This window comes from Luteimonas sp. KH_071, from assembly GCF_057838005.1.
The window spans coordinates 2,871,306-2,894,598 of sequence record NZ_CM174458.1 but is presented as its reverse complement, the minus strand read 5'-3'; the positions used below and the strand labels follow the sequence as shown (position 1 = coordinate 2,894,598).

Here is a 23,293-nt window from a genome sequence, read left to right as displayed (position 1 = left end):
GGGACTCCGGTGAAGAGGGGATTGCGCCCACAATAGGCGCGCATCCGTTGTGGATATGTGACTTGAGGGCAGGTTCGGGCGTGACGCAGCATTCCAGCGACAAGGCGGTGAACGGCGCGTTGAAACAGGCGCAGGCCGCGATCGAATCCGCTTCGACGCGCGACCGCGGTCGCCTGCTCGGACTGCTCGGCCGCTGGCGCCGTGCGCCGGAAGACGCCGCCGCGCGCGGGGCCTTCGAGACCCGCCTGCATGCCTCCATCCGACAGCGCGAGTCGCGCGCCGCGCAGCTGCCGCGCGCCGAGGTCGATCCGGTGCTGCCGATCGCCGGCAAGGCCGAGGAGATCGTCGCGCTGATCCGTGCGCACCAGGTCGTGGTGGTCGCCGGCGAAACCGGTTCGGGCAAGACCACGCAACTGCCCAAGCTGTGCCTCGCCGCCGGTCGCGGCGCGGCCGGCCTGATCGGCTGCACCCAGCCCCGGCGCATCGCCGCGCGCACGGTGGCGAAGCGGGTGGCCGAAGAGCTGCAGGTGCCCAGCGGCGGCCTGGTCGGCTACCAGGTCCGCTTCAACGACAACGTCAGCGATGCGACCGCGATCAAGTTCATGACCGACGGCATCCTGCTGGCGGAGATCGCGTCCGACCGTTGGCTGTCGGCCTACGACACGATCATCATCGACGAGGCGCACGAGCGCAGCCTCAACATCGATTTCCTGCTGGGGTATCTGAAACAGCTGCTGGGCCGGCGCCCGGATCTCAAGCTCATCGTGACGTCGGCGACGATCGACACCGCGCGCTTTGCCGAACATTTCGACGGCGCGCCGGTGGTCGATGTCGAAGGCCGCGGTTTTCCGGTCGACGTGCGCTACCGGCCGCTGGAAGGCGACGGCGATGACGCGGGCGAGCGCAGCGTGCTCGATGGCATCGTCTCGGTCTGCGACGAGATCATGCAGCTCCGCGGTACCGGCGACACGTTGATCTTCCTGCCCGGCGAGCGCGAGATCCGCGATGCGCACCAGGCGCTGGAGCGCCGCAAATACCGCCATACGGAAGTGCTGCCGCTGTACGCGCGCCTCTCGGCCAAGGACCAGGACCGCGTCTTCAATCCGGGCCCGCAGCGACGCATCGTGCTGGCGACGAACGTCGCCGAAACCTCGCTGACGGTGCCGCGTATCCACTACGTCGTCGATCCCGGGCTCGCGCGCGTCAAGCGCTACAGTCCGCGACAGAAGCTCGACCGTCTGCATATCGAGCCGATCAGCCAGGCCAGCGCCGACCAGCGCAAGGGCCGCTGCGGCCGCATCGCGCCGGGCACGTGCTTCCGTGTGTTCTCGGAAGCCGATTTCGCATCGCGCCCGGCCTACACCGATCCCGAGATCCGGCGCGCCTCGCTGTCGGGCGTGATCCTGCGGATGCTGTCGCTGGGTCTGGGCGACATCGAATCCTTCCCCTTCGTCGAGCCGCCGGATCCGCGCGCGGTCGCCGATGGGTGGCAGCAGCTGGCCGAGCTCGGTGCGATCGACGGCGAACGCAAACTCACTGCGACCGGCCGCACGATGGCCAGGCTGCCGGTCGATGCCAAGCTCGCGCGCATGCTCGTCGCCGCGCGCGCGCATGGCTGCCTGGACGAGATGCTCGCGATCACCTCGTTCCTCGGCATCCAGGATCCGCGCGAGCGGCCGTCCGACCAGCGCGGCGCCGCCGACGCCGCGCATGCGCAGTTCGCCGATGCGAAATCCGAATTCGTCGGCATCGTGAAGCTGTGGGACGCCTACCGGCAGGCGCATGCCGATCTCACCCAGTCGCAGCTGCGCAAGTGGTGCGAGCGCAACTTCCTCGGTTTCCTGCGCATGCGCGAGTGGCGCGAGCTGCACCGGCAGTTGCGGCTGCAGTGCGAGGAACTCGGCTGGTCGATCGAAGCGCGTGCCCCTGCGATCGTGGATGCCGATCCGCGCGTTGCTGCACGGGTCGAGGCGGCTGCCTACATCGCGCTGCATCGCGCGCTGATCGCCGGCCTGCCGACCCAGGTCGGCCATCGGGCGGACCCCGGTGGCGGCGGGCGCGTCTCCGGCCAGTACGAAGGGCCGCGCGGTCGGCGCTTCCAGCTGTTCCCCGGTTCGCCGCTGTCGAAGAAGCCGCCGCCGTGGGTGCTGTCGGCCACGCTGCTCGACACCGAGAAAGTCTGGTCGTTGACCAATGCCGCGATCGAGCCGGACTGGGTCATCAGTGAGCTCGATCACCTGCTGGCACGGCGGCACCATGATCCGCGCTGGTCGCGATCGCAGGGACGGGTGGTCGGCAGCGAGCAGATCAGCCTGTTCGGCCTGGTGCTGGCACCGAAGAAGCCGGTCGACTACGGCCGGCTGTACCCGGAGGAGTCGCGCGCGCTGTTTCTGCGCGACGGACTGGTGACCGGCGAGATCAACACCCGCGCCAACGTCATCGAACGCAACCTGCGCACGCTCGAGCGCGCTCGCGAGGAAGAGGCCAAGCAACGCCGCGTGGGCCTCGTGGTCGACGAAGCGTGGATGGCGCAGTGGTATGCGCAGCGGCTGCCCGCCGACGTGCTGTCGGCGCAGGCGCTGGATGCGTGGTGGCGCAAGGCGCCGGACGCTGCCAAGCAGGCGCTGGCATGGAGCCGCGACGAACTGCTGGTCGCCGATGGCGTGGACGCCGATCTGTTTCCCGCCTTCATCGCGCTTGGCGAGGCGCGGCTCGCCGTGTCGTACAGGTTCGAGCCCGGCGCGGTCGATGACGGCATGACCGTCTCGGTGCCGCTGCATCTGCTCAATGCGATCGATCCGGTGCGGCTGTCGTGGCTGGCGCCCGGTTTCGTCGAGGACAAGGCGGCCGCGATGATCCGCAGCCTGCCGAAGGCGTTGCGCCGCAATTTCGTGCCGGCGCCGGATTTCGCGCGCGCCTTCGCGCAGGCCTGGCGCGACGGTGATGCCGACACGTTCACCGGCACACTGGCGCGGTTCCTGAAGAAGCTCGCCGGGGTCGACATTGCGGCATCGGATTTCGACGAGGCGGCCCTCGAACCGCATCTGCGCGCGAACCTGCGCCTGGTCGACACCGGGCGCGATCGCAAAGGCGCCACGGTCCTCGCCGAGTCGCGCGATCTCGAGGACCTGCGCCACCGGTTCGGCGAACGCGCCGCGCGTGCGTTCGCCTGGCATGCAGCCGATGGCCTGCAGCAGGGCGGACTGACCGCGTTTCCGGAGACGCCGGTCCCGGTGTCGATTCCCGGTGCCGGTGGCCTGCCTGCGTATCCCGCATTGCAGGACGACGGTGACAGCGCGTCACTCGCTGTCCACGCCGATGCGACACACGCGAGACGCCTGCATCCGCAAGGCGTGCGGCGCCTGCTGACGATCGCGCTGGCGGATCGCGTGCGCCATGCGCGCAAGCAGTTGCCGGTCGCCCCGAAGACCGCGCTGCTCTATGCCGCGATCGAATCCGCCGCGCCGCGCGACGGCAAGCCCGGTGATCGCCTGCGCGAGGATCTCGTCGACGGCGCGCTCGCCGCGCTGCTCGTCGACGGGCTCGACATGATCCGTGATGCGGACGCGTTCGCTGCGCATCGCGATGCGGTCGGCAAGGCCTTGTTCGGTGAAGCGATGGCGCGCCTGCAGCAGGCAGAGGCCATCCTTGATCGCGTCGCCGAGGTGCGCGCGAAGCTCGAATCGAAGCTGATGGGCTGGGCGCGCGCCAATCTCGACGACATGCAGGCCCAGTTGCACGCGCTGGTGCCGCCCGGGTTCCTGCGCACGGTGCCGGCGGCCGCGCTGTCGGAATACGCGCGCTGGCTGCACGCCCTGTCGCTGCGCGCCGAGCGCGCGCAGCGCGATCCCCAACGCGACCAGCAGCGCATGCTCGACGTCAAACCCTTCGTCGACGCGCTTGCGGATGCCGCGGCGCGCGGCCGGAGCGAGACGCCCGACTGGCAGGCGCTGCGCTGGGATATCGAGGAACTCCGCGTCTCGCTGTTCGCGCAGGAACTGGGCGCAAAAGGCGGTGTATCGCCGAAGAAGCTCGCGACGCGGGTGGCGGCGCTTACCTGATGCGTTCGACGCGCGACCGCAGGTTGTAGCCGGCGACGCGCATCCACCAGCCACCCAGTCGAGCGGGCTCGATCTCAACGGCCGGCGACTCGGCGCGGCCGCCGTCGAGCGACGCCTCGCTGACCTGCTTCCAGACCTGCCCGTTCGCGAGCGTGTACTCGCGTCCCCGCCTGAAGCCCTCGAAGCGGCCGACCAGCGTGCTGCTCACGGGTTCGGGCGCCGCTCTGGGTGCAGCCTGCAACTCGGCTGCTTCTCTCCGTCCCGCGGCGCGCGCCTCGGCGAGTTGCGCTTCGGTCGATGCCTGCGCGCCCGTCGTCTGGGTGGCCATCCACTGCTCCAGTGCACGCAGCTCGGTCTGATCGAGCTTGTGCAGACCGGATGTCCGGAATTGCGCGCTGCCCATGCGCGTCTCGAGCGTGGATGTCTGCGCCCAGGCGCTGGCGCCTGTGCATGCAAGCGTGAGGGCAATTGCCAGAACGGAGACTGCGCGCATCGGATGGCTTCCTGTTGAATTCGGTGTGCCGGGGGCGATCAGCGGACGCGTTCGACCTTGGCCTGCGCGTTGTACCCATCGACCTGCAACCACCAGGCACTCAGCAGGCCGGGGCGCACCCGCACGCCGACGTCCTGCCCCCGTGCGCCGGCGATCGACGTGCTGTCCGTCTGCCTCCACACCTGGCCGTTGGCCAGCGTGTACTCGCGACCCCGGGCGAAGCCGGTGAACGCACCGGGGATAGTGCTCTCGACAGGCTCGCGCGATGCGGCCGGACGCACGCCCGGGTCCGCCGCGACTGCCGCTTCACGACGACCCTCTTCGCGTGCCTGCGCGATGCGCGCCTCGACATCGACGGCCGCAGGGGCGCCCGCGGCGGAAGCGGAAGCGCCTGTCTCGCGTGCGAGCAGTTCGTTGAGGCGGGCCAGCTCGGCCTCGCTGAGCTTGCCCAGGCCGGCTGCACGGAATTCGGACGCCGTCAGACGGTCTTCAACACGCGTCTGCTGCGCGTAAGCGGGTAGGGCCGCGGCGAGCGCCGCTGCGATCAAGACACTGTGGACTGCACGCATGCTCTGTTCCTCCGGTCGGGGCGCGGCTAGTGTAGACCGTCCTGCCCGCATCGAGCGGCCATGCCCGAGCGCTTGGACAACCTGCGCGACCGCCTGCTGGCGCTGCCGACCATGGCCGCGTCGGGGCCGTCGGTGCGTGTGTTGCTGGCGTCGCTGCCGGACGATGTGGAAATCGCTCCGGGCGATGCGGCGGTGCTGCTCGATACCGTTGGCTCGCTGGGCCTGCTCGGCGCCGATGCCGAAGTCGTCGCGACCGCCGTCGCCGATGCCGTGCCGGCCTGGCGCGCGACGCTGACGGCCCGGCTGCCGGCGATCGTGCCTTTGCTGGACGGTCTGGCCGCTGCGCACCAGGTCTGGTCGTTGCATGCCGAACATGCGAGCGCGGGCAATCCCGAGGGCCTGCGGCGCCTGCTGCTGGCGCTGATCCGCGATCTGCGCCTGGTGCTGGTGCTGTTGGCGCGGCAGCTCGCGCTGATGCGCGTGGCCGCGCGCAGCGAGGACGACGCTGCGCGTCGCACGCTGGCCCTGCTGACCCGCGATATCCACGCGCCGCTCGCGAACCGGCTGGGCATCTGGCAGCTCAAATGGGAGCTCGAAGACCTCGCGTTCCGCTGTCTCGAGCCCGACACCTATCGCCGCATCGCCAGTCTGCTCGACGACAAGCGCACGGGGCGCGAGCGGCACATCGAAGCGGTGCGGGTGCAGCTCGGCGAGGCGCTGGCCGCGCAGGGCGTGCGTGGCGAGGTTGCGGGCCGGCCCAAGCACATCTACAGCATCTGGAAGAAGATGCAGCGCAAGCAGGTGCCGATCGGCGAGCTCTACGACCTGCGCGCGGTGCGTGTGCTGGTGGATGACATTCCCGCCTGCTACGCCGCGCTCGGCGTGGTGCATGCGCTGTGGACGCCGATCCCCAGCGAATTCGACGACTACATCGCCCGACCCAAACACAACGATTACCGCTCGCTGCACACGGCGGTGGTCGGGCCCGAAGGCAAGACGCTCGAGGTGCAGATCCGCACCCGCGAGATGCACGAGGCGTCCGAGCTCGGCGTCGCCGCGCACTGGCGCTACAAGGAGAGCGGCGGCTCGCAGCGGTCCTCGTCGGCCGGCGAGGCCGCGCTCGAGCGTCGGATCGAATGGATGCGTCGCCTGCTCGACGCGCACACCGAACCTGCGGGCGAGGACGCGACTTCGCTGGCCGGCGCACTCGGCACCGAGCTGGTCGAGGACCGCGTCTTCGTGCTGACGCCCAAGGGCGAGATCGTCGATCTGCCGCAGGGCGCGACGCCGCTGGATTTCGCCTACCACGTGCACACGATGGTCGGGCATCGCTGCCGCGGGGCCAAGGTCGACGGGCGCATCGTGCCGCTGGACTACGTCCTGCACAGCGGCGAGCGGGTCGAGATCCTGACTGCCAGGACGCCGTCGCCGCGGCGCGACTGGCTGGTGGTCTCGAACGGATTCCTGGCCAGTCCGCGCTCGCGCGAGAAGGTGCGCAACTGGTTCCACAAACTCGACCGCGCGCGCAACCTGCAGGCCGGGCGCGAACTGCTGGACAAGGACCTGCGCCGGCTCGGCCTGCTGCAGGCGGACCTTGCGCCGGTGCTGCCGCGCTTCAACGTCTCGACCGTCGATGATCTGCTGGTGCTGGTCGCGCTGGGCGATGTCGGGCCCAACCAGATCGGGCGCGCGCTGCTGGAGCTGGAGCGCGAGCGCGAGGCGCCCGCCGGGGCTGCCACGCCGACACTGCCGCTTCGCCAGCCGCGCCGGATCCCCAAGACCGCGGACTCCGAATTCCACGTGGTCGGCGTCGACAACCTGCTGGTCCAGGTCGCGCGCTGCTGCCGGCCGGTGCCGGGCGAGCCGATCGCCGGCTATCTGACCCGCGCGCGTGGGGTGACCGTGCACCGCCGCGACTGTCCGTCGTTCCTGCGGCTGTCGGCCAACGAGCCGCAGCGCGTCCTGCCGGTGGAATGGGGACGCGCGAGCGGCGGCCATGCGTCCGACATCGTCGTCGAGGCCGTCGACCGCCGGCATCTGCTCAAGGACCTCAGCAACGCGATCGCGCAGGAGGACGTGCACGTGCTGTCGATCCAGAGCGAGTCGCTGGGCCTGTCGCGCGTGCGCCTGCAACTGCGCGTGCGGGTGGCGGACTACGGCCAGCTCGCGCGTCTGCTCGGCAAACTCGACGGCATGCCCGGCGTGGATGCCGCGCGCCGGTGACGCGGGCGTTCATTGGGCTCTTCCATACTGCGCCGCGTGCAACGCGAATCCGACATGCCTGATCCTGCGACGCCGCCACCGCGCGAGCGGCTGGCGCGTGCATCGTCGCGCGCGCGCGACGCGACCGCCGATGCCATGCGGCAGCGGCGTGGCTGGTGGATCGCGGCCGGCGTGCTCGCGGTCGTGCTGGTGCTGGTCGTATGCGTGCGCCTGTTCCTGGTCGACCGGCTCTGGCCGGAGACCCGCGTCCAGGCTCTGCTCGACGACGCCGCGGTCGCCACCGCCGCAGGACGCCTGAGCACACCGGATGGAGACGGCGCACGCCAGCTCTACGAAGCCGCGCTGGCCCTCGATCCGGACGACATCCGCCCGCGCGCCGGTCTGTCCGACGTCGCGCGCGCCGCGGTCGTGCAGGCCGCGGCAGCGGTCGAGGCAGGCCGGTTCGAGGACGCGCATGCGGCCTTGCGGCTCGCCAGCGATCTGTCCGCGCCCCGCGAGCATGTCGATGCGGTGGCCACCGCGCTGCGGCAGAAGGAAGCCGCCGGTACCGGGCTCGATCGTCTCGTCGCCGCGGCGCAGGCCGCGCAGGCTGCAGGCCACCTCGATGCAGGCGCGCAGAGTGCCTTGCCGCTGTACCGCCGCGTGCTGGCGCTGCAGCCCGACAACGCCGATGCTTTGCGGGGCCGCGAAGATGCGTTGGCGTCACTGCTGGACGACGCGCGGCGGCGTCTGCGTGAAGGCGGCCTGCGCGAAGCGGCCGATCTGATCGCGCGCGTCCGCGAATACGATGCCGGCCACGTCGACCTGCCCGACACCGACGCGCGGCTGACCGAAGAGCTCGACGCACTGCGTCGCCGCGCAGCCCGCAGCCTGGAAGCCGGCAGCGTGGAACGTGCGGTCGCCGAGTGGCGCACCCTGCTCGCATTCGACCCGGACGACGCGCGCGCGCAGCGCGGTCTGCAAGAAGCCGGTGCCGCCTATGCCCTTCGCGCCGAGCGCTTCGCACGCGACTTCAATTTCGCCGATGCCGACGCGCAACTGCGCGAGGCCCGCGCTTTGGCTGCCGACAGTGACGCCGTCCGTCTGGCGGGCGAGCACGTCGAGCGGTCGCGTGCGCGACATGCGCGCCTGGGGCCGCAGCTGCCGCCCGCCGAGCGCCGTCAACGTGTGGACGCCCTGCTGCAGCAGGCCACGGCTGCCGAAGCGCGCGGCGATCTGCTGACGCCGCCCGGCGACAGCGCCTACGACAAGATCCGCGCCGCGCGCCTGGTCGCGCCCGACGATCCGGCGGTGGCGCGCGCTTCTTCACGCCTGCTGCCATCAGCGCGGCACTGTTTCGATGCGGGCCTGCGCGCGAACAATCTGGCGCGCGCGCGCGCGTGTCTCGATGCGCGCGAAGTGCTCGGCGACGCAGGCGACGCGGTGCGCGAAGCGCGCCGTCGGCTCGCGCAGCGCTGGCTCGCGATCGGCGACGAGCGTCTGGGCGCAGGCAATCTCGCCGGCGCGGAGGCCGCGCTGGCCTCTGCGCGTGATGTCGATGCCGGCGTACCCGGGCACACGGAGTTCGCGCGCCGGCTTCGCGCCGCGTCGGTCAATCGCTAGCGGCGGTCGAAGGCCGGTCGTCGAAGAACACGCGGCGCACCGTGCTTCGGGCGGCGTCCAGAGAGAAGTGGGCCTGGACGTTCGCCAGTCCGTTGCCGGCGAGGCGCGACCACAGCGCTTCGTCGCGATACAGCGTGATCACTGCATCCGCGAACGCGCCGGCATCTTCCGCCAGCAGTACGTCTTCCCCGTCACGCAGGTGCATGCCCTCGGCTGCGCAGGGCGTGGCCACGACCGGCTGGCCGTGCGCCATGCTCAGGTTGACCTTGCCCTTGACGCCCGCACCGAAGCGCAGCGGCGCGACCGCGATGCGGCAGCCGTCCATGTACGGCGCGATGTTCGGCACGTGGCCGTGGATGTGCACGCCGGGCGCGTCCGAGAACGCGGCGATCGTGTCCGGCACGTAGCCGCCGATGCAGTGGAACCCGACATCGGGCAATGCCGCACGGATGCGCGGGAACACCTCGCCCAGAAACCAGCGCATCGCGTCGACGTTCGGTGGATGGCGGAAACCGCCGACGAACACCAGATCGCGCCGGTCTGCGAATGCCGCACCGGCGCCAGCGATCTCGTGCAGGTTCGACAGCACGGTGACGGGCGCATCCGGCGCATCGAGGGCCAGAACTTCGGCCTCGGCCGCGCTGACGACAAGAGTCTCGTCAGCGCGTGCGATGACGTCGAGCTCCAGCGAACGCGTACGCGCGGCAGCGCGGGCCAGCGAGGCGTCATTCGCGACTTCTGCCCCGCGTTGCTCGCGGACGTAGTGCAGATCGATGCTGTCGAACACCACGCGTGCCTGCGGCGCATGCGTGCGCACCAAGGGCAGGAATTCGCGCGCGATGTAATGGCGGCACAACAGTACGCGCTGGAAGCGGCCACCATGCGTCCGCATCCAGCGCGCGACGCCGCCGACATGCGGGTCGTACCAGACCTCGATGCCTATCGCCTGCAAGGCCCGCGTCGCATCGCCGGCATGCCGGCGGTCGGCCGGCAGGAACACGACATGGGCACCGGCCTCGCGCAGCAGCCGCATCAGGTTGACCAGGCGCAGCGAGGCCGAATCGCGGTCGGGGGTCGGCGTGAGGTTGTCGACGATCAGCACCTGGGGCGTGCCGGGGCGCGGCAGCCGGCCCGCGGCGACCGGATCGACCGGCCGCAATGCGAGCGCGTCACGCCAGCGGGCTTCGAAGACGGGCAGGTTGCGGGCCTGCGCGGCTTTCATGCCGCGGGTCGGATCGGTGCCTGCGCTGATCCCTTCCAGATGCACGACGCGCGCGACCGGCTGCACCAGTACGCGCAATCCGGCGTCGCGGACGCGGAACGCGAGGTCGGTGTCCTCGTAGTAGGCCGGCGCATAGCGCGGGTCGAATCCGTCGAGACGTTCGAACAGGCGGCGTTCGAGCATCAGCGCCGCGCCCGAAACGTAGTCCACGTCCGCGCACCAGGCGAATGCGGGATGCATGGGATCGGCAAACCGGCCCCGGCTCTCGCCACGACCGTCTCGCGCGAGCATCGCGCCTGCTTCCTGCAGGCGGCCGTCGGGGTACACCAGCTGCGCACCGACGATGCCGACGTCGGCCTGCGCGTCGAACGTCGCGCGCAGTGCATCCAGCCAGCCGGGCTGCGGCACGGTGTCGTTGTTGAGAAACAGCAGAAAACGGCCGTGGGCCAGGGCAGCGCCGGCATTGCACGCACCGATGAAGCCCAGGTTCTCGGGAAGCGCATGCAGGCGCAGGCCGTCGACCTGCGACAGCAAGGCCAGCGTGTCGTCCGGACTCGCATCGTCGACGACGATCACCTCGAACGACGCGCGCGGTGGATGCGCGGCGATCGCACGCAGGCAGGCGATCGTCGCGTCGGCATGGCCATGCACCGGAATGACGATGCTCACCTCGGGGGCATCGGAGGCGGGCAGGGCGAACGGTGCGAACGGCGATGCGTCGGCGGTAAGCAAGGTCTCCGCGGATGCGGGGGCGAACAGTCCGAGCTGTGCGCTGACGCGCTGCCACGTCGCTGCGGCCCCGCGGGTACGCAGGCTCGCGACACCGCGGCGGCACAGGCCGAGCGCGCGCTCCAGCTGGAACCGCGCGCCCGCCAGGGAAAACGACATGCGTTCGTAACTCCAGCTGACTGTTCGGGAGGCGGTCCAGGCCCGCGCAGGAGCGCTGGGATAGACTGCCCGGCGCTATTGTCGCATCCACATCGACCCGCCGCCGCGGGTGCAGGAATTCCATGGCCCGGATCGATTACGAAGACGACGACACCGACGATCTGAACGACGACACGCCGCCCGCCTGGCGTCGGCGCGCGGTGACCGCGGTGCTCGCCCTGGTCGGCCTCGGAATGGGTTTCCTGATTCCGTATGCGCTGTACTTGAACCACCAGGTCAGCGAGAAGTTCGACGCGTTGACCTGGCAGGTGCCGACGCGTGTGTACGCGCGTCCGCTGCAGATCACGCCCGGCGTGGCGATGAATGCCGCGACGCTCAAGACCGAACTCGACGCCGCCGGGTATCGCGAAGGCGACGGGATCAAGCCGGGCACCTACGCGAGCGAGGGCGGACGCTGGACGATTTCCAGCCGCGGCTATCGCGATGTCGATGGCGCGGTCGCACCCGGGCGGGTGCAGCTCACGCTGTCGGGCGGGCGTGTCTCGCGCCTGCGCGACGGCGACGGCGAGCGCGCACTCGAGGTCGCGCGCATGGATCCGGCGCGTATCGCCACGCTCTACGGCCAGCGCCAGGAAGAGCGCAGGCTGGTGCGCATCGACGAAGTGCCGCAGCTGCTGACCGATACGCTGCAGGCGGTCGAGGACAAGGATTTCGCGCACCACCACGGCATCGACCTGAGCGGCATCGCCCGCGCGGCGATGATCAACATGCGCGCCGGCGAAGCGCGCCAGGGCGCGAGCACGCTGACCCAGCAGCTCGCGCGCAGTGGCCTGCTCGGTATCGGCCGCGAGCAGACCTATACGCGCAAGTTCAACGAAATCCTCTACGCGATGCTGATCGAGGCCCGCTACGGAAAGGGCCCGATCCTCGAGGCGTATCTCAACCAGGTGTACCTGGGCCAGCGTGGTGCGCAGGCGATCCACGGCGTGGCGGCAGGCGCGGAGTTCTGGTTCGGCCGCCGCCTCGACGACCTGGAAACCGAACAGGTCGCACTGCTGGTCGGCATCATCCGAGGACCTTCGCATTACGACCCGCGCCGCAATCCGGAACGCGCACGGGAGCGCCGCGATTTCGTGCTCGGCAAGATGCTCGAATCCGGCCTGATCGACCAAGCCGCGCACGACCGCGCCGCCAAGCGTCCGCTCGGCGTGACCGAGACGCCCGGCAGCATCGCCGCGAACCGGTTCCCGGCCTATGTCGATCTCGTGCGCCGCCAGCTGGCGCGCGACTATCCCACCGGCGAGCTGCAGGGCGCGGGCCTGTCGGTGATGACTGCGATGGCGCCATCCGCGCAGGCCTACGCCGAAGGTTCGACGGTGCGCACGATCAAGGATCTGAGCACCGGCAAGCGGCCGCCGTTGCAGGCAGGCCTGGTGGTCACCGACGTGCACTCGGGCGAAGTCGTCGCTGCGGTCGGCAGCCGCGATCCGGTCGAGCACGGCTTCAACCGTGTGGTCGAAGCGCACCGTCCGGTCGGCTCGCTGCTCAAGCCGTTCGTGTATCTGCTCGCGTTCGGCAATCCGTCGCAGTACTCGCTGGCGAGCTGGGTCGACGATTCCCCGGTGACGATCACCCTGGAGAACGGCCGTCGCTGGTCGCCCGGCAATTCCGACGGCCGCAGCCACGGCACGGTTCGGATGATCGATGCGCTGGCCCGCTCCTACAACCAGGCCACGGTGCGCATCGGCGAAGCCGTCGGCGCGCGCGCGCTGGCCGATCTGGTGCACGTGCTCGCCGGCGTGCGCGCCACCCCGAATCCCTCGCTGACACTCGGCTCGATGGACCAGAGCCCGTACGCGATGGCGCAGCTCTACCAGTTCCTGGCCTCCGGCGGCGAAATCCAGCCGCTGCGCGCAGTGCGCGGCGTCATCGACGAACAGGGCCGCGTGGTCAACCGCTACGACAACGCCCCCCGCCCGGCGCAGGAAGGCGACGCGATCGCCGCGCGGCTGGTCACGCTGGCGTTGCAGCATGCTGTGACCTCCGGTACCGGCCGTCAGCTGGTCAGTGACGGCCTGGGGCGGCTCAACGCTGCCGGCAAGACCGGCACCAGCAACGACGGGCGCGACAGCTGGTTCGCCGGCTGGACCGGCGACCATCTCGCCGTGGTCTGGGTCGGCAATGACCAGAACGAGCAGACCGGCCTGTACGGCGCGACCGGCGCGATGCGCGTGTGGTCGGGCATCTTCTCGCGTCTGCCGAGCGCGCCGCTGGAAGTCGGCGACGCGGGGCTGGAATGGCAGTGGGTCGCCCAGTCCAACAGCACCGATGCCAATTGCCCCGAGGCACGCCGCTTCGCATTCGTCGCCGGCTACGCGCCGCCCTACCAGCCGTGCCCGACTTACGATCCCAACCAGACCTTCGTCGACGCGGAAGGCAATCTTGTGGATGCGACCGGCGCGCCGGTGCAGCAGGCGCGCCGCGGCTGGCGCGAGTTCTTCGGCTTCGGCCGTGACGAGGAGGCCGCGCCGCCGGCCGACACCGCGCCGCCGGCCCCCGCGCCGGCGCCTGCACCCGCACCGCCTGTCGAGGAGTCGCCCTGATGCATCCGTTCCGTATCGCGTATCGCCTGTCCGCAGTGTCCGCCGCGCTCGTGCTCGCCGCCTGCGCCAGCCCATCACCGAGTACCGCCGACAGCGCACCGGCGTCGACCATTCCGCCGGCGACCATGGTCCAGGCGATCCGTGCCTCGGCCGGTGACGGCGACGGTGAACTCGCCGTGCAGCCGCTGCGCGATCCGATGGTCGAGGACCTGCGCGCACGCGCGGTCACGCTGGAAGCGCAGGGCGATCTCGCAGGCGCGGTCGCCGCGCTCGACGAGGCGATGACGATCGTCGACAGCGATCCCGCATTGCTGCAGGAGCGCGCCGAACTGGCGATCCTGCAGAACGATCTGCCCTTGGCCACACAGTTGGCCGAACGCGCCTATGCGCTCGGCGCGCAGGTCGGTCCGCTGTGCCGCCGCCACTGGATCACGCTCGAGCAGGTGCGCCTGTCGACCGGTGACGCCGAAGGCGCGGTCCAGGCGCGCGGTCAGGCCGACGGCTGTCGTGTCGCCGGGCCCAATCGCTACTGATCGCGCCAGCGGCCGGGTCTGTGCTCGACGCGCGTGACGCCCGCCTCGCGGACCGCAGTCGCGAAGCCCTCGTCGATGGCGGTCTGCTGGCGGAACGGATTCCCGCGTTCCGGCCGCGTGTCGCCCAGCAGTCGCTGGCGATGGCGGTCGCCGATGCGATCGACCAGCGCTCCGCGCTGCTGGCCGAGGCCGGCACCGGTACCGGCAAGACCTTCGCGTATCTCGTGCCGGCGCTGCTGTCGGGCCTGAAGACGATCGTCTCGACCGGCACGCGCGCACTGCAGGACCAGCTGTTCCATCGCGATCTGCCGCGCGTGCGCGATGCGCTCAGCAGTGGTCTGCGCAGCGCATTGCTCAAGGGCCGCGCGAATTACCTGTGTCTTTACCGCCTGGAGCAGGCGCGTGGCGAACCGAGGCTGGCCTCGCGCGAACAGATCCACCAGTTCCAGCGCATCGTCGCCTGGGCCGGGCGCACGCGCATGGGCGACATGGCCGAACTCGACGGCCTGCCCGAAGACACGCCACTGCTGCCGCTGGTCACCTCGACCGTCGACAACTGCCTTGGGAATGACTGTCCGTTCTGGAGCGAGTGCTTCCTCGTGCAGGCGCGCCAGCGTGCGCAGGCCGCGGACGTGGTCGTGGTCAACCACCACCTGCTGCTGGCGGATCTGGCGCTGAAGCAGGAAGGCTTCGGCGAGATCCTGCCGGGCGCGCAGGTGTTCATCGTCGACGAGGCGCACCAGCTGCCGGAGCTCGCCGCGCAGTTCTTCGGCGAAGGCATGAGCGCACGGCCGCTGGTCGAGCTGGCACGTGACGCGATCGCCGAATGCAAGGACGTGCCCGGCGCACTGCCGGTGCTGCAGTCGCCGGCGCATGCGCTGGAAGAGGCGACGCGTGCACTGCGCACCGCGATGGACGGACTGCCGCCTCGCGGCACCCGCTATCGCGCGCTGTACGAGCCGTCGGTCGAGGATGCCCTGCACGCGCTCGACGATGCGCTGCTGCATCTGCGCGACGCCCTCGGTCCGCTGCGCGAGGCCTCGCCCGGATTCGACAGCTGCCATGCACGCGCGCAGGCCTTCGTCACGAAGCTGCGGCGCTGGAACGACGGCAGCGCGGCGGCGGACTCGATGTTCGGCGATGACGAAGCACCCGTCGAAAGCACCGAGGCGCCGCCACGCGATGACGGCGTGCTGTGGTACGAACTCACGCCACGTGGCTTCCGCCTGCAGCGCACGCCGCTCGACGTGTCCGCGCCGTTGCGCGCGCATCGCGAAGCCTCGGGCGCGGCGTGGATCTTCACCTCGGCGACGCTCGCGGTCGACGGCCACTTCGATCACATCGCCGAACGCCTCGGCATCGACGCACCGCAGACGCTGCTGACGCCCAGTCCCTTCGACTGGCCGCACCAGGCGCTGTGCTATCTGCCGCCGAAGCTGCCGCAGCCGTCGGCGCAGGACTACACCCGCGCCGTGGTCGATGCGGTGCTGCCCGTCCTTGAAGCCTCGGCCGGCCGCGCGTTCCTGCTCTTCGCCTCGCATCGCGCGCTGCGCGAAACCGCGGCCTTGCTGCGCGACGGCAGCCGTGACTGCCCCTGGCCGTTGTTCGTGCAGGGCGAGGCGCCGCGCCATGTGCTGCTGCAGCGCTTCCGCGAGTCCGGCAACGGCGTGCTGCTGGGCGCGGCGAGCTTTCGCGAGGGGGTCGACGTGGCCGGCGGTGCGCTGAGCGTCGTGGTCATCGACAAGCTGCCCTTCGCCGCGCCCGACGATCCTGTGTTCGAGGCGCGGCTCGACGCGATCCGCCGCGCCGGCGGCAACCCGTTCCGTGACGAGCAGTTGCCGCAGGCGGTGATCGCGCTCAAGCAGGGCGTGGGCCGTTTGATCCGGACCGAGCACGATCGCGGCGTGCTGGTGCTGTGCGACCCGCGCCTGCTCGGCCGCAGCTACGGCGGTCTGTTTCTCGACTCGTTGCCGCCCCTGCCGCGCACCCGCGAGATCACGACGGTTGCCGCGTTCTTCGCGAGCAGCCCGGACCCGCTGCCTGCGACAATGGCGCCGGACGCGCCGTCCGACACTCCGTTCCCGACTGCCGAATCCCCATCGCCATGAAACTGCTCGCCTTCGAAACCGCCACCGAGGCCTGCTCCGTCGCCGTCTGGGACGACGGTCGCGTGCTGGAGCGCTTCGAGATCGCGCCGCGCCGGCACGCCGAACTCGCATTGCCGTGGGCCGAAGCGCTGCTGGCAGAAGCCGGCATCGCGCGCAGCCAGCTCGACGCGGTGGCGGTCGGTCGCGGCCCCGGCGCGTTCACCGGCGTGCGTCTGGCGATCGCGCTGGTGCAGGGCATCGCACTGGCGCTCGATCGCCCGGTCGTCGCGCGATCCACGCTGGAAGTGCTGGCGATGCGCGCGCAGGCGTTGCCGGGCACACAGCTGCTGGCATCGATCGATGCACGCATGGGCGAGGTCTACAGCCAGGCGTTCGCGCAGGACGCCGACGGCCCGCGTTCACTCGGTCCGGCGCGCGTCTCGGCGCCCGGCGCGGTGGAACTGGCCGGCGACGCGGCCGGCTGGTCGGGCGTCGGCACCGGATTTTCAGCCGTCGAGGGCGCCCTGCATGCGCGGCTCGGCGCGCGTTTCGCCCGGATCGACGCGACCGCATTGCCGCACGCGGCCGATCTCGCGCGACTCGCCGCTGCGGCGTTCGCGCGCGGTGAAGCGATCGCGCCCGAGCGCGTCGAACCCGTTTACCTGCGCGACAACGTCGCGCTGACCCTCGTCGAGCAGGTTGCCCTGCGCGCATCCCGCCGCGCTGCAGAGCCGGGCACCCCCGGCCCGGTCTGACCCACGAACCGTCTGGAGAACGCGAGATGACCGCGACGCCCCCACCGCCTTCGCCCTGGCGCGCCGGTCCACGCGGAACGCGTCTGCGGGGTTGGCTGCGCCGCGAGGGCTTGCCATTGGTGTGTCTGCTCGGCCTGCTGCTGGTCGCGCGCTCGTCGTTGGCCAACCACTACTACGTGCCCAGCGGTTCGATGGAACCGACGCTGCTGCCGGGCGACCGCGTGGTCGTCGACATGCGGTCCTACGGTCTGCGCGTGCCGTTCACGCAGTGGGCGGTGTGGGGTGGCGATACGCCTGCACGCGGCGATGTCGTCGTGTTCCGCTCGCCGTCGGACGGCATCCGCCTGATCAAGCGCGTGGTCGCCGTCGGCGGCGATCGCGTCGATCTCGTCGACGGTCGTCTGGCGATCAACGGCGCGCCGCTGGCCGAACGGCCCGACGCGCCGGAAGACTTCGGTGACGTGCAGGTCGCGCTGAATCTCGACGCGGGTGGCGGGCCTGATCTCCGTGCGGTGCAGGTGCCCGAAGGGCAGGTGCTGGTGCTCGGCGATCACCGCGGCGCCAGCATCGACGGTCGCTACTTCGGCTTCGTGCCGGCGGCGGCGATCTACGGCCAGGCGCGTGGCGTGTTCTGGCGGTCGGGTGACGGCTTCGGATGGCGGACGCTCTAGGACCTGCAGGCGCGCGCTCGCGCGCGATGGGATCCGATCGGAATGCGCCATCGCGCGCCTGCATGACACGTGATCCGCAGGCCGCTCCCGCGGCAACCGACGGCCCTCAGCGGTCGTCGATCAGCTCGCCGCCCGGCAGGAAATTCCACGTCCGGGTGACATGCAGCACGTCGACCTCGTCGCCCGTCGCCGGCAGCGGCGGGTAGGGCTCGGCGAGCCGCGCGATGCGCAACGCGGCATCGTCGAGCAGCGGCGTGCCGCTGCTGCGGATGATGTCGGCGCGCTCGACCGAGCCGTCGCGGCGGATCGCCACGCTGATCACCAGCTCGCCGGCGAGCTGCCGGCGTCGTGCTTCGTCGGGATAGTTGAGGTTGCCGACGCGTTCCACCCGGTCCACCCATTGCCGCAGATAGGCGGCGTAGGCGTATTCCTGCGTGCTGGCCGAGACGAACTTGCGCTTGGGGCGTCGCGCGTAGCGCTCCGAGCGCATGTGGATCTCGGCGGCCAGCCGTGCCATTTCCAGGTCGCGCTCGATCTTCTCCGGCCCGCGCGGCAGCGTCGACGGATCGGTCTGGCTGCTCGGATCCTCGACGGGCAGCGTGGTCTCCCCGCGCGTGCTGGCGACCACACGGTCGAGTGGCGGTGGCTGCGCGTCGGGCGACTGCGCGCGCAGTTCCATGGGCGCGACGCCGGTGGTGTCCTGCGGCACCTGGCCGAGCTGGGCCTCGCGTGGCCGGTTCGTAAGCTCGTGCTCGCCACCGCCCTGGTTGCTGGCCTGGGCGAGAAAGTCGGCCTGCGCCTGCGTCAGCGGACTCGTGGTCTCGGTGAGGATCACGTCCAGCGTCGGCATCACCGGCGCGGCGTCCTCGGTCGCGAAACCGATGCCGAGCACCAGCAGGCCGTGGACCAGCAGCGACAGCACGAGCGTCGCGCCCAGGCGCGCGCCGTCGTCGATCTGCGGAGTCGGCGCGGCGGTCTGCATCGTCTGTGGCGCGGTCCGTGTCAGGGCGCGTGCGTCGCGACCGGGCCGCGTTCGATGGCATCGAACAGCAGGCCGGCGATATTGGTGCCGTAGGCCGCGTCGATCTCGCGGATACAGGTCGGACTGGTGACGTTGACCTCGGTCAGCCAGTCGCCGATGACATCCAGGCCGACGAAGCGCATGCCGCGCGCAGCCAGCGTCGGGCCGACCTGCGCGGCGATCCAGCGATCGCGTTCGCTTAGCGGTCGCGCTTCGCCGCGGCCGCCGACCGCGAGGTTGCCGCGGAACTCGTCGCCCTGCGGAATCCGCGCCAGGCAGTAGTCCACCGGCACGCCGTCGATCAGCAGGATGCGCTTGTCGCCCGCCGTGATCTCCGGCAGATACCGCTGCGCCATCGCGAGGCGGCGGCCGCCATCGGTCAGGGTTTCAAGGATCACGTTGAGGTTCGCGTCGCCGGCGACGGCACGGAAGATCGAGCGACCGCCCATCCCGTCGAGCGGCTTGAGCACAGCGTCGCGATGCTCGGCGACGAATGCCTTGAGGGACGCCGCGTCGCGGCTCACCAGCGAGGGCGGACAGCACTGCGGAAACGAAAGGGCGCCGAGCTTCTCGTTCATGTCGCGCAGGCCCTGCGGATCGTTGATGATCTGCGCGCCCTGGCGCTGCGCGACGCCGAGGATCTGCGTGTCGCCGACGAATTCCGGATCCACCGGCGGATCCTTGCGCATCAGCACCACGTCGCCGGCACCGAAGCGGCGCATCGCCGGCGTGCCGAGCGTGTACCAGTCGCTGGCATCCTCGCGCACCGTCAGCGTCGCTGCGCGCGCGACCGCGTCGCCGCCGGTCATCGCCAGTCCGCCCGGGATCACGTAGTGCAGCCGATGGCCACGGCGCTGCGCCTCGAGCAGCATCGCGAACGTCGAGTCCTTGGCGATCCTGATCGACCCGATCGGATCCATCACCACGACGACATCCAGGGACATGTGCACGACCTGCGGGGCTGGGGCGCCCGATCTTATCAGGGGCGGTTCGCGTGTCGCGCCGCCGCATTTCGAGGCACTGCGCACAAAGCGCGTGAAATTCTTGACAGTTCTCCGGCGGGCCGCGGTATAACTCCGTCCTGCACCGGCGCGCGAAGTCCCGCGCCGCGCACCAGGGGAGAATGCATGACCAGTGACGACAAGCCGTCCTCCGGCAGCCTCGACGGGCTGCGGGTGATGGTGATCGACGACTCGAAGACCATCCGCCGCACCGCCGAGACGCTGTTGCGTCGCGAAGGTGCCGAGGTCGTCACCGCCGTCGATGGATTCGAGGCGCTCGCGAAGATCGCCGACCAGAAACCGCAGATCATCTTCGTCGACATCATGATGCCGAGGCTGGACGGGTATCAGACCTGCGCGTTGATCAAGAACAACCAGGTGTTCCGCAATACGCCGGTGATCATGCTGTCGTCGAAGGATGGTCTGTTCGACAAGGCGCGTGGGCGCATCGTCGGCTCCGAGCAGTACGTCACCAAGCCGTTCACGCGCGAGGAACTCCTCGACGCGATCCGTACGCACGTCAACGCCTGATCAGGGGAGAGCAGGGCATGGCACGCATCCTGTTGATCGAGGATTCACCGACCGATACCGCGGTACTGACCCAGTGGCTGGAACGCCACGGGCACCAGGTCACCGCGTCGGGCAACGCCGAGGACGGCATCGCCGCGTGCAAGCGCGAGCGCCCCGACCTCGTACTGATGGATGTGGTGTTGCCGGGCATGAGTGGCTTCCAGGCCACGCGTGCGCTGGCGAAGGATGCCGAAACCTCGGGCATTCCGGTCATCATCATCAGCACCAAGGGCATGGAAACGGACCGGATGTGGGGCCTGCGCCAGGGCGCGAAGGGCTACATCGTCAAGCCGCCGACAGAGGACGCGCTGATCAGTCAGGTCAACGCGGTTCTGGCGGGCTGATGTCGACCATGCAATCCGCCGAAGCGCCCGCGACGGGCGCGTTCGCCGTCCTTGCCGAATACGAGCGGCGCAGCCTGGCACACAGCGTTGGTCTGCCCGATCAGCTCGATGCGCCCGGTCTGTGGCGCGGTGTCGGCTATCGCATCGGCCGGCGCATGCTGGCCTCGTCGTTCGACGAGGTCATCGAGATCCTGCCGATGCCGCCGGTGACCCCGGTGCCGGGCGCGCAGCCCTGGGTGCTCGGCGTCGCCAACATCCGCGGCAGCCTGCTGCCGATCGTCGATCTCAAACAGTTTCTCGAAGGCGAGCGCACGGTGCTGCTGGAAAGCCAGCGCGTGCTGATCGTGCGGCAGCCAGGCGGCGACGTCGCGCTGACGATCGACGAACTGTTCGGCCAGCGCAGTTTCCTCGAGGAAGACGAGGTTTCGGCCGAGCGCATCGCCGAGGGCCGCTACGGCCATTTCGTCGAGCGCGCATATGCGCACGCCAACGCGACCTGGGGCGTCTTCAGCCTCGAACGTCTCGGTCGTACCCCGGAATTCAGACACGCCGCGGCCTGATGGCCGCCGTCGCACCCCGCATCAGGAACGGACAGCACGCATGAGCACAGCCGCCGATACCCTCGCCGTCAAACGCCGCACGTTCGGCACGAACTTCTGGGTCGTGACCCTGGTGGTGGCCGGCGCGATCCTGGTCATCAATACCGGTTACGGCACGTGGAAGGCCTCGCGTCTGGGCGGCGCCAGTACTGCGGCCTCGAACCTGCGCGTGGACAGCCAGCGTCTGGCCAACCAGGGCAGCGATGCGGTGCGCGGCAACGCGGCTGCGTTTGCGACGTTCAAGGACACGCGCGCACGGATCGACGGCGACATCCAGCAGCTCAACGCGAACTACGGCGACACCACCGGCGTGGCCGGGCCGGTCGCCCAGGTCACCGAAACTTGGACGCCGCTCGCTGCCAGTGCACAGCGCCTCGCCGACAGCGAAGCGGCCGTGACTGCATTCGCCGGCCAGGCCCAGCGCTTCAGCCAGGGCGTGCCGCAGCTGCAGGCCCTGCTCGATGAGCTGGTGCGTGCGATGTCGAGCAGCGGCTCGCCGTCCTCGCAGGTCTACATGGCGCTGCGCCAGGTGGTGATCGCCGGCGACATGGCGCGCCGCGTGACCGAGGTGCAGGCCGGTGGCGCCGGCGCGGCGATCGCGGGTCAGGGCCTGCGTCGCAATGCGGAAGACTTCCAGCAGGTCATGACCGGTCTGCGCGAGGGCGATCCGTCGCGCGAACTGCAGGCGCTGACCAACGGCAATGCGCTCGCCGCGCTCACACGCGCCGACGAGACCTGGGCGCAGATGCGCGCCGAGCTCGAAGCGATCCTCGGCAGCAGCGAGCAGTTGTTCCAGGCGCAGGCTGCGGCCGGCGCACTGGTGACCGGTTCCGACCAGCTGCTGACCGACAGCGAATCGCTGTTCAATGCGTTCACCGCCTTTGGCTCGCTGACCGACCGCAGCATCATCGGCAACATCTGGATCAGCATCGTGTCCGGCCTGATCGCCCTGGTCGCCATTGCCGGCCTGCTCGTTTCGCTCAACCGCGCCCAGCGCGAACGCTACGAAACCACGATGGAACTCAACAACCGCAACCAGGAGGCGATCATGCGCCTGCTGGATGAGATGGGTTCGCTCGCGGAAGGCGATCTGACCGTCAAGGCGACGGTCACCGAGGACATGACCGGCGCGATCGCCGACTCGATCAATTTCGCGATCGAGCAGCTGCGCAGTCTGGTGCAAACGATCAACGACACCTCGGTGCAGGTCGCCTCCAGCGCGCAGGAAACCCAGGCCACCGCGATGCATCTGGCCGAGGCGGCCGAGCATCAGGAGCAGGAAATCAATTCCGCATCGGACCGGATCAGCGAGATCGCGGTCAGCATCGACCAGGTGTCGAAGAATTCGGCCGAATCGGCCGACGTGGCGCAGCGCTCGGTGCAGATCGCGACCAAGGGCGCGGGCGTGGTGCGCGAGACGATCGCCGGCATGGACTCGATCCGCGACCAGATCCAGGAAACCTCCAAGCGCATCAAGCGCCTGGGCGAGAGTTCGCAGGAGATCGGCTCGATCGTCGAACTGATCAACGACATCTCCGAGCAGACCAACATCCTGGCGCTCAACGCCGCGATCCAGGCAGCCTCCGCCGGTGAGGCGGGCCGCGGGTTCGCGGTCGTGGCCGACGAGGTGCAGCGCCTCGCGGAACGCGCGACCAATGCGACGCGCCGTATCGAAACGCTGGTCCAGACCATCCAGTCCGACACCAACGAGGCGGTGACGTCGATGGAGCAGACGACGTCCGAAGTGGTCGCCGGTGCGCGCCTGGCCGAAGACGCCGGTACCGCGCTGGGCGAGATCGAAAGCGTCTCGACCAGCCTCGCCGATCTCATCCAGGGCATCTCCTCGGCCGCGCACCAGCAGTCCTCGGCCGCGACCAACATCACCACGGCGATGCACACCATCCAGTCGATCACCAAGCAGACCTCGCAGGGCGCGAACCAGACCGCGGCGTCGATCGGCAATCTGGCCCAGCTCGCCGCCGACCTGCGTCGTTCGGTCGCCGACTTCAAGCTGCCGGCCTGAGCCACGGAACGGATTTCATGACCGTCTG

The 23,293-nt window shown here is 70.1% G+C and carries 17 protein-coding genes; 12 read left to right on the top strand and 5 right to left on the bottom strand.

The genetic code is table 11. The features are described from left to right. Nucleotides 1-80: 80 nt before the first annotated feature. Entirely contained in the window at nt 81-4,061 is a 3,981-nt protein-coding gene (hrpA, locus tag AC3IRM_RS13335; protein ID WP_489203572.1) for an ATP-dependent RNA helicase HrpA, read from the top strand. On the opposite strand, the gene AC3IRM_RS13330 is transcribed toward hrpA, so the two are convergent. Together AC3IRM_RS13330 and AC3IRM_RS13325 are read right to left on the bottom strand one after the other, a co-directional pair. Further along, nucleotides 4,054-4,554 carry a hypothetical protein gene (locus AC3IRM_RS13330; protein ID WP_489203571.1) on the bottom strand — a complete coding sequence of 167 codons (501 nt, stop codon included), beginning with the start codon at nt 4,552-4,554 and terminating at the stop codon, nt 4,054-4,056. The two genes, hrpA and AC3IRM_RS13330, sit on opposite strands and share 8 nt — an antisense overlap. A gap of 38 nt (nt 4,555-4,592) precedes the next feature. Then, a complete protein-coding gene (locus AC3IRM_RS13325) occupies nt 4,593-5,123 on the bottom strand; it encodes a hypothetical protein (RefSeq protein WP_489203570.1) in 531 nt (176 codons plus the stop codon). Nucleotides 5,124-5,183: 60 nt separating this feature from the next. Between AC3IRM_RS13325 and AC3IRM_RS13320 the strand changes: the two genes are divergently transcribed. Together AC3IRM_RS13320 and AC3IRM_RS13315 are read left to right on the top strand one after the other, a co-directional pair. Beyond that, nucleotides 5,184-7,346, top strand: a complete 2,163-nt coding sequence (locus tag AC3IRM_RS13320) for a RelA/SpoT family protein (RefSeq protein WP_489203569.1) — start codon at nt 5,184-5,186, stop codon at nt 7,344-7,346. 54 nt (nt 7,347-7,400) lie between these two features. Further along, nucleotides 7,401-8,948, top strand: a complete 1,548-nt coding sequence (locus AC3IRM_RS13315; protein WP_489203568.1) for a hypothetical protein — start codon at nt 7,401-7,403, stop codon at nt 8,946-8,948. Here AC3IRM_RS13315 and AC3IRM_RS13310 read toward each other — a convergent pair. Continuing rightward, entirely contained in the window at nt 8,938-11,058 is a 2,121-nt protein-coding gene (locus tag AC3IRM_RS13310) for a glycosyltransferase (RefSeq protein ID WP_489203567.1), read from the bottom strand. The genes AC3IRM_RS13315 and AC3IRM_RS13310 overlap by 11 nt on opposite strands. Nucleotides 11,059-11,180: 122 nt before the next feature. On the opposite strand from AC3IRM_RS13310, the gene mrcB reads away from it, so the two are divergent. The 5 genes from mrcB to lepB are packed head-to-tail and all read left to right on the top strand — an operon-like array spanning nt 11,181 to nt 17,707. Beyond that, the gene (gene mrcB / locus AC3IRM_RS13305; RefSeq protein WP_489203566.1) at nt 11,181-13,661 is read left to right on the top strand and encodes a penicillin-binding protein 1B; all 2,481 of its coding nucleotides are present in this window, start codon (nt 11,181-11,183) and stop codon (nt 13,659-13,661) included. Continuing rightward, nucleotides 13,661-14,194 carry a tetratricopeptide repeat protein gene (locus AC3IRM_RS13300; RefSeq protein ID WP_489203565.1) on the top strand — a complete coding sequence of 178 codons (534 nt, stop codon included), beginning with the start codon at nt 13,661-13,663 and terminating at the stop codon, nt 14,192-14,194. The genes mrcB and AC3IRM_RS13300 overlap by 1 nt, the downstream gene beginning before the upstream one ends. 20 nt (nt 14,195-14,214) lie before the next feature. Further along, complete coding sequence (gene yoaA, locus AC3IRM_RS13295; protein WP_489203564.1) at nt 14,215-16,302, top strand: DNA repair helicase YoaA; 2,088 nt, start codon at nt 14,215-14,217, stop codon at nt 16,300-16,302. Further along, a complete protein-coding gene (gene tsaB / locus AC3IRM_RS13290) occupies nt 16,299-17,036 on the top strand; it encodes a tRNA (adenosine(37)-N6)-threonylcarbamoyltransferase complex dimerization subunit type 1 TsaB (protein ID WP_489203563.1) in 738 nt (245 codons plus the stop codon). The genes yoaA and tsaB overlap by 4 nt, the downstream gene beginning before the upstream one ends. A 26-nt stretch (nt 17,037-17,062) precedes the next feature. After that, the gene (gene lepB, locus AC3IRM_RS13285) at nt 17,063-17,707 is read left to right on the top strand and encodes a signal peptidase I (protein ID WP_489203562.1); all 645 of its coding nucleotides are present in this window, start codon (nt 17,063-17,065) and stop codon (nt 17,705-17,707) included. A gap of 106 nt (nt 17,708-17,813) precedes the next feature. Here the strand turns inward: lepB and AC3IRM_RS13280 are convergent, their stop codons facing one another. Both AC3IRM_RS13280 and gshB read right to left on the bottom strand, forming a co-directional pair. Then, the gene (locus AC3IRM_RS13280) at nt 17,814-18,689 is read right to left on the bottom strand and encodes an energy transducer TonB (protein ID WP_489203561.1); all 876 of its coding nucleotides are present in this window, start codon (nt 18,687-18,689) and stop codon (nt 17,814-17,816) included. Between the two features lie 20 nt (nt 18,690-18,709). Further along, on the bottom strand, nt 18,710-19,672 hold the full coding sequence (gshB, locus tag AC3IRM_RS13275) for a glutathione synthase (RefSeq protein ID WP_489205926.1): 963 nt from the start codon (nt 19,670-19,672) through the stop codon (nt 18,710-18,712). A 183-nt stretch (nt 19,673-19,855) separates the two neighbouring features. Here gshB and pilG point away from each other — a divergent pair, with 183 nt between their 5' ends. The 4 genes from pilG to AC3IRM_RS13255 are packed head-to-tail and all read left to right on the top strand — an operon-like array spanning nt 19,856 to nt 23,265. Then, on the top strand, nt 19,856-20,260 hold the full coding sequence (pilG, locus tag AC3IRM_RS13270; RefSeq protein WP_159680076.1) for a twitching motility response regulator PilG: 405 nt from the start codon (nt 19,856-19,858) through the stop codon (nt 20,258-20,260). A gap of 17 nt (nt 20,261-20,277) precedes the next feature. Continuing rightward, nucleotides 20,278-20,643, top strand: coding sequence for a response regulator transcription factor (locus AC3IRM_RS13265; protein WP_489203560.1), 366 nt, complete (start codon nt 20,278-20,280; stop codon nt 20,641-20,643). A gap of 8 nt (nt 20,644-20,651) precedes the next feature. Continuing rightward, nucleotides 20,652-21,203: a chemotaxis protein CheW gene (locus tag AC3IRM_RS13260; RefSeq protein ID WP_489203559.1), complete on the top strand. Its 552-nt coding sequence runs from the start codon at nt 20,652-20,654 to the stop codon at nt 21,201-21,203. Nucleotides 21,204-21,243: 40 nt separating this feature from the next. Continuing rightward, nucleotides 21,244-23,265 (top strand): methyl-accepting chemotaxis protein, encoded by a 2,022-nt coding sequence (locus AC3IRM_RS13255; RefSeq protein WP_489203558.1) that lies wholly within the window; start codon nt 21,244-21,246, stop codon nt 23,263-23,265. Nucleotides 23,266-23,293: the final 28 nt, after the last annotated feature.